Annotated in this window: 6 protein-coding genes; 1 reads left to right on the top strand and 5 read right to left on the bottom strand. The window is 65.7% G+C overall.

Annotation, left to right across the window (positions count from 1 at the left end; genetic code table 11):
* Nucleotides 1-261: 261 nt before the first annotated feature.
* From GPA27_RS21855 to GPA27_RS21875, 5 genes are all read right to left on the bottom strand, one after another.
* Nucleotides 262-882 carry a methyltransferase family protein gene (locus tag GPA27_RS21855; protein WP_169142547.1) on the bottom strand — a complete coding sequence of 207 codons (621 nt, stop codon included), beginning with the start codon at nt 880-882 and terminating at the stop codon, nt 262-264.
* A 250-nt stretch (nt 883-1,132) separates the two neighbouring features.
* Entirely contained in the window at nt 1,133-1,519 is a 387-nt protein-coding gene (locus GPA27_RS21860; RefSeq protein ID WP_169142548.1) for a response regulator, read from the bottom strand.
* Between the two features lie 142 nt (nt 1,520-1,661).
* Complete coding sequence (locus GPA27_RS21865; protein ID WP_169142549.1) at nt 1,662-3,275, bottom strand: S8 family serine peptidase; 1,614 nt, start codon at nt 3,273-3,275, stop codon at nt 1,662-1,664.
* A gap of 309 nt (nt 3,276-3,584) precedes the next feature.
* On the bottom strand, nt 3,585-4,265 hold the full coding sequence (locus GPA27_RS21870) for a response regulator transcription factor (RefSeq protein WP_169142550.1): 681 nt from the start codon (nt 4,263-4,265) through the stop codon (nt 3,585-3,587).
* 13 nt (nt 4,266-4,278) lie between these two features.
* Nucleotides 4,279-5,982: a sensor histidine kinase gene (locus tag GPA27_RS21875; RefSeq protein WP_169142551.1), complete on the bottom strand. Its 1,704-nt coding sequence runs from the start codon at nt 5,980-5,982 to the stop codon at nt 4,279-4,281.
* Nucleotides 5,983-6,184: 202 nt separating this feature from the next.
* Between GPA27_RS21875 and fumC the strand changes: the two genes are divergently transcribed.
* A complete protein-coding gene (gene fumC / locus GPA27_RS21880) occupies nt 6,185-7,585 on the top strand; it encodes a class II fumarate hydratase (RefSeq protein ID WP_169142552.1) in 1,401 nt (466 codons plus the stop codon).
* Nucleotides 7,586-7,706: the final 121 nt, after the last annotated feature.

The raw sequence follows: 7,706 nt of genomic DNA on the forward strand, positions 1-7,706 counted from the left end.
AGTTTTCTCAAGAAAGGCGACCTGTAAAAGTCATTTTGATGAGATCACGGCGGAATCCGTACTCGAAACCCCGATAGCGCGTGAAATTTGCGACACGCATCGCCTCGGCTTCCAACGAGCATGGCTTCCCCAGGGCAATGGGAGGTCGGCTGTTAAATTGATCGTACTTCGAGGGAATCCGTCTCGCATGGCCATCTTGTCATGGGGTGAACTGCGCCACGAATTTCGTCTTCCAACCTAGTCGTCGTACGGCAATTCCAGTCAAAAAACGAAGGGAATGAGCCGCCACCGGACGCGCGTCTGGTATGCGCGATACTCGGGTGTCAGGCTCAGGTGTCTCTCCTCGAAGTGAACTCGAGAAATCATTAGCCCGACGCTGCACACAAGGATCAACAGGTTCTCCATGGAATAGTTGGTCATCAGATAGGATGCCAAGCTGATCAGGTAGCTGAAATAGATCGGGTGGCGCACCAGGCGGTACATGCCTTCGGTCTTGACTTTGCGCAGGGCCGGAACCAACGCAAAACTTCGGTTCAGCGACAGCACGCCCGCGATCTGCATGATCGAGCCGAGCATGAGACCCCACTCCGCGAGCGGTACAGAGTTGTCGCTTGTCGGGCGTAGGAGAAGTGGGAGGAATGTTCCGAGTACCGCGACGATCCATTCACGCGGATTCACCGTCACGGTCTTGGCTTCGGCCCGAAGCACGAAGAACAACGCAATAAGGGTCTCGGCGATGGCGAACGTCAGCAGGGCGACCTTGCCGGTGGTTCGGAAGGCAGCGACGTGCGCGATCGCGAACAGGACCCACAGTGCGCCGAGGCCGATCCCGGTCAGGAGCCTCATCCGCGCAGAGGAAGCAATTTGTGGAATTTGGGTCATTTGGCGAATCTCCAGGTTCGATTCGACTACGAGCGTGGCGCGGCGCTGAAAACATTCTGTGGAACCGACGTACGGTGCCGGACCCGCCTCCAAGCCTGAATGAATTGCTAAGGAATGTTGCAGTTACCCGGGATGGGGCTCAGGCATCTCTATGGTCTTCCGGAACGCTCATGGCCGCATCGGACGATGCGACTGCCTTCATTCGTCCAGATGGACCAAGCGAACCATGACAGTTGTCACACGTGACGGATCACGAGGCCGCGGTAACGATTGCGGCGATCAATTCGTCGCCAGATGCGGTCTTCGGTACGAAGCGGACGGCGCCGAGCCCAATGGCGCGGCAACGCACGCCGGGGTCATCAAGGCAACTGAACACCACGACCGCTGAATCGCAACAGCCTCGAAACATCGGCAAGAGGTCCAGCCCATCCTCTCCTCCGAGATCTATGTCGAGCACTATGACGTGAGGCTGAGTGGTGCGTGCGAGTCGGAGCGCCTCGGAACCGGAGCCGGCCTGCCCGGCGACGCGCAAGTGCGGCCCCTCGCTCTCGATTAGTGCCGTTACCCCCGCGAGAATTGCCCGTTGGTCATCCACCAGCAGCACTTCGATCGGACGGGCGAGGGTGAGGCAGGGCACGACGTGCTCCCCTTCTGCGGTGTGGGCCGCGATGGGTTCAACATACCGTCAATCGGGTAGTTTCGCCCATAGGAGGACGCGCGCGGGAGACCCATGACAAACCGCCTGGATGGGGCGCCGTGTGACGCCTCTTGGTCGTTCGTCAGAAGGTGACCGTCGCTTCGTTCGAGCACACTGCCGTGCCCGATTCGCACACCTTGTAGGTGTACGAGCCGCCTCCGGTCCGATTTATCGGGTCGGTGTAGGCGCCGTCGTTCGGTTCGCTGGCAATGTTGGCCCCGTTGCGGAATATCGTCATGGTGCCGGCGGCGGTGACGTTCCATTGGAGGTCGGCTTTCTGCTGCCCCTTGACTTTGTAGCCGGTGGCGGTAAGCGTGATGGTCGGTGGTGGAGGCGGAGGGCTGTCGGCGGTGAGTGCGAGGTGAGCGTTGACGCGGCCGTATCGCACCCAGGCACGGAAGTTCTGGCCGAGTGCGCCCTGGGCGTTGGCGGTGTTCTCGATGTAGGCGCGGGCCTGGGTGTTCGTGATGTTGCCGTAGCGGGTGAGCACGAGCGCGGCGAGGCCGGCGACGTGGGGGGAGGCCATGGAGGTGCCCGACAGCCAGTTGTAGCAGCCTTCCGGATCGTCCGCCGGGATGTTGCAGCCGGCGTTCGGGTAGGTGGAGAGGATGTCGTGGCCGGGGGCGGCGACGGAGACCCAGGAGGAGCCGAAGCTCGAGAAATAGGCGAGGTTGTCGTGGCGGTCGGTGGCGGCGACCGAGATGACCTCGGGGAAGGCGGCGGGGTAGTGGCGCGTCGAGGCGTAGTCGTTGCCGGCGGCCGCGACGAGGACGACGCCTTTGCCCCAGGCGTACTTGATGGCGTCCGCTTCGGCTTGCGAGGGTGAATAGGGATCGGGGTCGCTGCCGTAGCTCATGTTGGCGACGCGATAGCCGTTGTTGGCGGCGTGGATCAGGCCCGCGACGGAGTCGGCGACGTCGCACATGCCGAGGAGCGGCAAGTCCACCGAGGGCCATTCATGGCACACCTTGAGCGAACCGATTTTCGCGTTCCAGCCGACGCCGGCGGTGCCCTTGCCGTTGTTGGTGTTGGCGGCGGCGATGCCAGCGACGTGGGTGCCGTGCCCGATCACGTCCGCGGTCGTGGTGCTGGCGGTGAAGTTCTGTTGTTCGACGCACTTGCCGAGGAGGTCGACGTGGGTGCATTCGACCCCGCTGTCGAGAATCGCGATCTTGATGCTGTCATTGCTGCGGGAGAGATCCCATGCTTCCGGTGCGTCGATGTCGGCATCCAGCGTGCCGGTCACGTTGGAGCTCGACGCCGAATCGTAGAGGGGCTGGCCGGTGTTGTTGAGGCCCCATTGCAGGGCCAGGTACTCGGTTCCGAGCTCCGTCGGGAGCATCGGGTCCCTGCCTTCGGTGGGGAGGATCAGCGGGCGGTGGAAGTTGGGTTCGGCATAGCGGACGTTCGGGTTGCGTTCGTAGAGTGCGGCCGTCGCTTCGACCGCACCCGAGGGAATTCGCAGGAAATGCACGCCGATGGCGTCGAAGCGCCGGATCACCTGCGCGCCGGCCGCGGCATGGGCCTGAGCGATGTCGGCGCCGGGCGTGCCGGGGCGGAAGGCGACCAGCAACTGGTCGGGGGCGAATCGGGGTGGCGGGGTGACGCCGGCGGGCAGGTCGCCGGCGTGGGCGCGCGGCTGGGCGAATAGCAGGCAGGCTCCGACGAGCGGTGCGAGGAAAATGGCGCGACGCATGGTCTCTCCTCCGGTGTGGCGGTGGGTGCGTTACGGGCAGGGGGCACGGCATGCTCCCGCGCGGCGTCTCGTGCGCGGGGGCGGTCGTGTTGCCTGTCGGCGGATTCGCGGGCAATTGCAGCGTCCGCGCTACTTTCCAAGACTAGTGTTCGGGCAGGTGTTGCGCGCGGGCGGAGACGCCCCCGGCGGGCGTGACAAATGAACTAGTTTCGGGCCGTCCGGCTCATCACCGGCCGACCAATGAACCTTGGCTGCGGTGTTCCGCGCTAGATGCTGTCGTGGCAGGCGCCGCGCTGCGCGACGAATAAGCTATTGCGCGACGGTGCCGATGCTGCGTTCCTTGGCGTACAGGTACAGTTCGAGCCGGCCATGTACTTCGAGCTTGTGGTAGATAGCGGTCAGGTGGTTGCGCAGCGTGTGTTCGCTGATGCCGAGGTCGTCGGCGATGACGAGGCTCTTGGCGCCCTTGTAGCGCACCACGGCGCCGATGACTTCGACCTCCTTGGGCGTGAGGGTGGCGATGCGGGCGTCGTCGGGGGCTGCGGCTTTCTTGCTACCCGTCAGCATGTTCATGATGTCGCCGATGAGCGCGCGGTTCACCCACACGTCGCCTTCGTGCACCTTTTCGATTGCGCGCAGCAGGACGTCGACCGGTTCTTCCTTGCGTACGACGCCGCGGGCGCCGGCAAGTACGGCGCGACGATGGGCGTCGAGGTCGCGGGCGCCGGTGAGGACGAGGACTTTTGCGCCGTAGGTGTCGAGCAGCTTGGCGAAGGAGTCGCTGGAGTCCTGGCCACCGAGATCGAGGTCGATGACGATGACGTCGGCCTCGCGGCTTTCCGGGGATGCGAGGAGTTCGGCGATGCTGGTCGCGCTGCCGGCCAGTTGCATGCGTTGCGCCGCGCCGACGAGGCGTTCGAGGCCCCACAGCGTTGCGCGATGGTCATCGACGAGGAAAACACGGATTGGGCGTTCGGTGACTTCAATCATGATCGGTCGCCGCTCAGGTTGTTTTCGGGATCGAGATCATTAGAGCAGTGATGCCGTTCTGTTGAATGTCGACTACGACACATCCGGTTACGGATTCTGCGCGTTCGACAACAGAGCGGGGCAGGAAGGGTTCCGGAGGCGAGTTGATGTCATGCGGATTGCGGATTTCGACCGTGTAGTCATTGTCGTCCGCGCGGACGAGGATCTCCGCACGTGGGGCTGCGGTGTGGCGGCGGATGTTGGTGAGGGCCTCGCTGACCATGGGGAAGATCGCAGCGGCGAGCTTGCGCCGGATCGACAGATTACCTTCGCACTGCACCGACACGTCGATGCCGAACAGTTCGGTGAAGCGCTTGGCCTGTCGCTGCAAGGCGGGGCAAAGGGCGTCGTCGCCGCCGGAGGCGCCGCTGCGCATGCCGCTCACGAGCTCGCGCAGGGTGTGCAGTTCCTCGAGCGCGACTTCCTGCAGGGAGAGGATGTCGGTGCGCAGCGGATTGTCGGCGCCGGCTTTGCGCGCGAGCGCTTCAATGCCGTACTTGAGGCCGAGATAGGGCTGGATCGCGTTGTCGTGCAGGTCGCGGCCGATGCGTGCACGCTCGGTGGCCATCGCCTCGTCGGCGAGGCGCTCCAGCAGGCCAGCGTTCTCGAGCACGGGGGCGAGCTGGTCCATGACGCCGGCGAGGAGGTCGGCGTCGTGGGAGCGATAGCGGCGGTGCGCGGATTCGAGCACCAGTCGGCAGGGATGGGGGCCGCGGCGGAAGATGGGGATCGCGATCATCGAGTGCGCATCGAGCGCCTCGGCGAGATCCTGCACGGCCGGCCGCGCCGCGTTCGTGGGCGTCTTGTTCACCAGGTCGAAGCCGCTGGTGTAACGCAGCGGAAAGCGGCCGAGGAGGTGGGCGTGGTGGTGCACGCTGACGACGTCCGCAGGCAGGCGTACCAGCGCGTCGACGAGGGCAGTGCGCAGCTCGCCGTCGAGTTCGCCGAACCGGCCGTTGCGGTCGCAGCGGAATAGGCGCGCGTCGCTGCCCGGGAGCCAGATTAGCAGCAAGCCGAGATCGGCCGCGAAGTGTCGTGAGACGCCCCGCAGCAGGGTCTCAGCGACGCGTTTGACGCCGAGGCGCGGGTCGGCGGCGCCGAGCAGGCGGTCGGCGACGGACATCTGCTCGTTCATCTGCACGCCGGCGCGCGCGAGGCCGGCAACCAGCGGTCCCAGGACCAGGATCGACAGCGGCTGGAGGAGGATTTCCGGCGAGAGCTTGCCGATGTTCAGGTCGCGGAAGAGGAGTTCGCCACCCGCGCCTGCGGCGGCGAACAGCGAGATCATGAGGCCTGGCACGAAACCGAAGCTCAGCGCGGCGAAGAGCACCGGGAAAAGCAGGAGCAGCGTGTAGATGCTGCTCTGCGTGCCGGCCAGCCACGCGAACAACAGGATCCAGGTCGCGTCGATCCAGGAGGTGAGCATGGAGCGGATCGGGCGCATGCCGTGCAGCTCGACCCAGCATAGCCATCCTGCCCAGGCCGCGTAGCCGAGCACGGCGAGCATCATCGTCGGACGGGTGGAGGCCGACAGGGAGACGGCTTCGGTGGCAGCGACGATGGCGACCAGCACGCGGATGTTCGCGAGCACGCGCCGCAGCTCCGGGCTGTTGCCCGCGCGTGTGGTCGCCGATGCGGCGCCTGCCTGCAGGTTCGTGTTGCCGTCCATTCGAGGCATTGTGTCGTGTCTCCCTCGGGTATCGCACCTCTGGCGTCTTTCCGGAGCGATAGCTCCTCTACCCGGCGTTGAATGTAATAGGCATGGCTGTGCAGAATAAAGTTACAAAGTCACGGGGATCGGCGCGTGCGCGGTGTTGGGGAATCACGCCACGATGCCGACGTCAAAGCCTGTGTGGCCGGAGAGCGGCCGGGAGACGAGCATGGACGCGACGCGCACCGAAACCGATTCGATGGGCCCCGTCGAGGTGGCGGCAGACCGCTACTGGGGGGCCCAGACCGAGCGTTCGCTCGCGCACTTTCCGATCGGCACCGACCGCTTCCGCTGGGGGCGGGCGATGATCCGCGCGCTGGGCATCCTGAAGAAGGCTGCGGCGCAGGCGAATGCCGAACTGGGCGAACTGGCGCCCGAGCTTGCCGAACTGATCGGTCGTGCCGCCGGCGAGGTGATCTCCGGCGAGCTGGACGAGCATTTCCCGCTGGTCGTGTTCCAGACCGGCTCAGGCACGCAGTCCAACATGAACGCCAACGAGGTGATCGCGAACCGCGCGATCGAGCTGGCGGGGGGGACGATCGGGTCGAAGCGGCCGATCCATCCGAACGACCACGTCAATCGCGGTCAGTCTTCGAACGATACGTTCCCGACCGCGATGCATATCGCGATCGTCGGCGAGCTGCACGATCGCCTGTTGCCTGCGGTGCGGCGCCTGCGCGATACGCTGGCGGACAAGGCGAAGAGCAGCGAGGAGATCGTGAAGACCGGGCGCACCCACCTGCAGGACGCGACGCCGGTGACGCTCGGGCAGGAGATCGGCGCGTGGGTGGCGCAGATCGATTTCGGCCTCGCCGCGGTGACGGCGAGCCTGCCGGCGCTGTACGAGCTGGCGATCGGCGGCACGGCCGTCGGCACCGGCCTCAATGCCCATCCGCGCTTCGGCGATTGCGCGGCGGCGCAGATCGCGCAGCTGACCGGCCATCCGTTCCGCAGCGCGCCGGACCGCTTCTTCGCGCTGGCGGCGCACGATGCGCTGGTGCAGACCTCGGCCGCGCTGCGCACGCTGGCGGGCGGATTGATGAAGATGGCCAACGATGTGCGCTGGCTGGCGAGCGGGCCGCGCTGCGGCATCGGCGAGCTGCTGATCCCGGAGAACGAGCCGGGCTCGTCGATCATGCCGGGCAAGGTGAATCCGACGCAGTGCGAGGCGCTGACGATGGTGTGCGTGCAGGTGTTCGGTAACGACGCCGCGGTCGCGTTCGCCGGCACGCAGGGCAACTTCCAGCTCAACGTGTACAAGCCGGTGATGGCGCACAACGTGCTGGAGAGCATCGCGCTGCTGGCGGATTCGTGCGACGCCTTCGAGGCGCACTGCGCGCGCGGCCTGCGGCCCAACCTGCCGCGCATCCGCGAGAACCTGGAGAAGAACCTGATGCTCGTGACGGCGCTCAACCGCCACATCGGCTACGACCGCGCCGCGGAGATCGCGAAGAAGGCGCACCGCGAGGGGCTGTCGCTGCGCGAAGCGGCGCTGGCGAGCGGGTATGTGCGCGCGGAAGAGTTCGATCAGTGGGTCGACCCGGAGGCGATGACCCGGCCGGGCGGGTGAATCCGACGGCTCCCTCCCCTTCAAGGGGGCGGAGGCGGGGTTTCGTGGAGCACCGCTCCGCGCCGCCGCAGCGGCGGAGCGAAGCGGAGACTCCCGGGTTGGGGTGGGGATGGGTTAAGTA

It is taken from the genome of Aromatoleum toluolicum (genome assembly GCF_012911005.2).
In the GTDB taxonomy this organism is placed as follows: domain Bacteria; phylum Pseudomonadota; class Gammaproteobacteria; order Burkholderiales; family Rhodocyclaceae; genus Aromatoleum; species Aromatoleum toluolicum.

Excerpts from the sequence above, each read along its gene's own strand:
- GPA27_RS21855 (WP_169142547.1), bottom strand. The coding sequence starts at position 882 with ATGACCCAAATTCCACAAATTGCTTCCTCTGCGCGGATGAGGCTCCTG.
- GPA27_RS21865 (WP_169142549.1), bottom strand. The coding sequence starts at position 3,275 with ATGCGTCGCGCCATTTTCCTCGCACCGCTCGTCGGAGCCTGCCTGCTA.
- GPA27_RS21870 (WP_169142550.1), bottom strand. The coding sequence starts at position 4,265 with ATGATTGAAGTCACCGAACGCCCAATCCGTGTTTTCCTCGTCGATGAC.
- GPA27_RS21875 (WP_169142551.1), bottom strand. The coding sequence starts at position 5,982 with ATGCCTCGAATGGACGGCAACACGAACCTGCAGGCAGGCGCCGCATCG.
- fumC (WP_169142552.1), top strand. The coding sequence starts at position 6,185 with ATGGACGCGACGCGCACCGAAACCGATTCGATGGGCCCCGTCGAGGTG.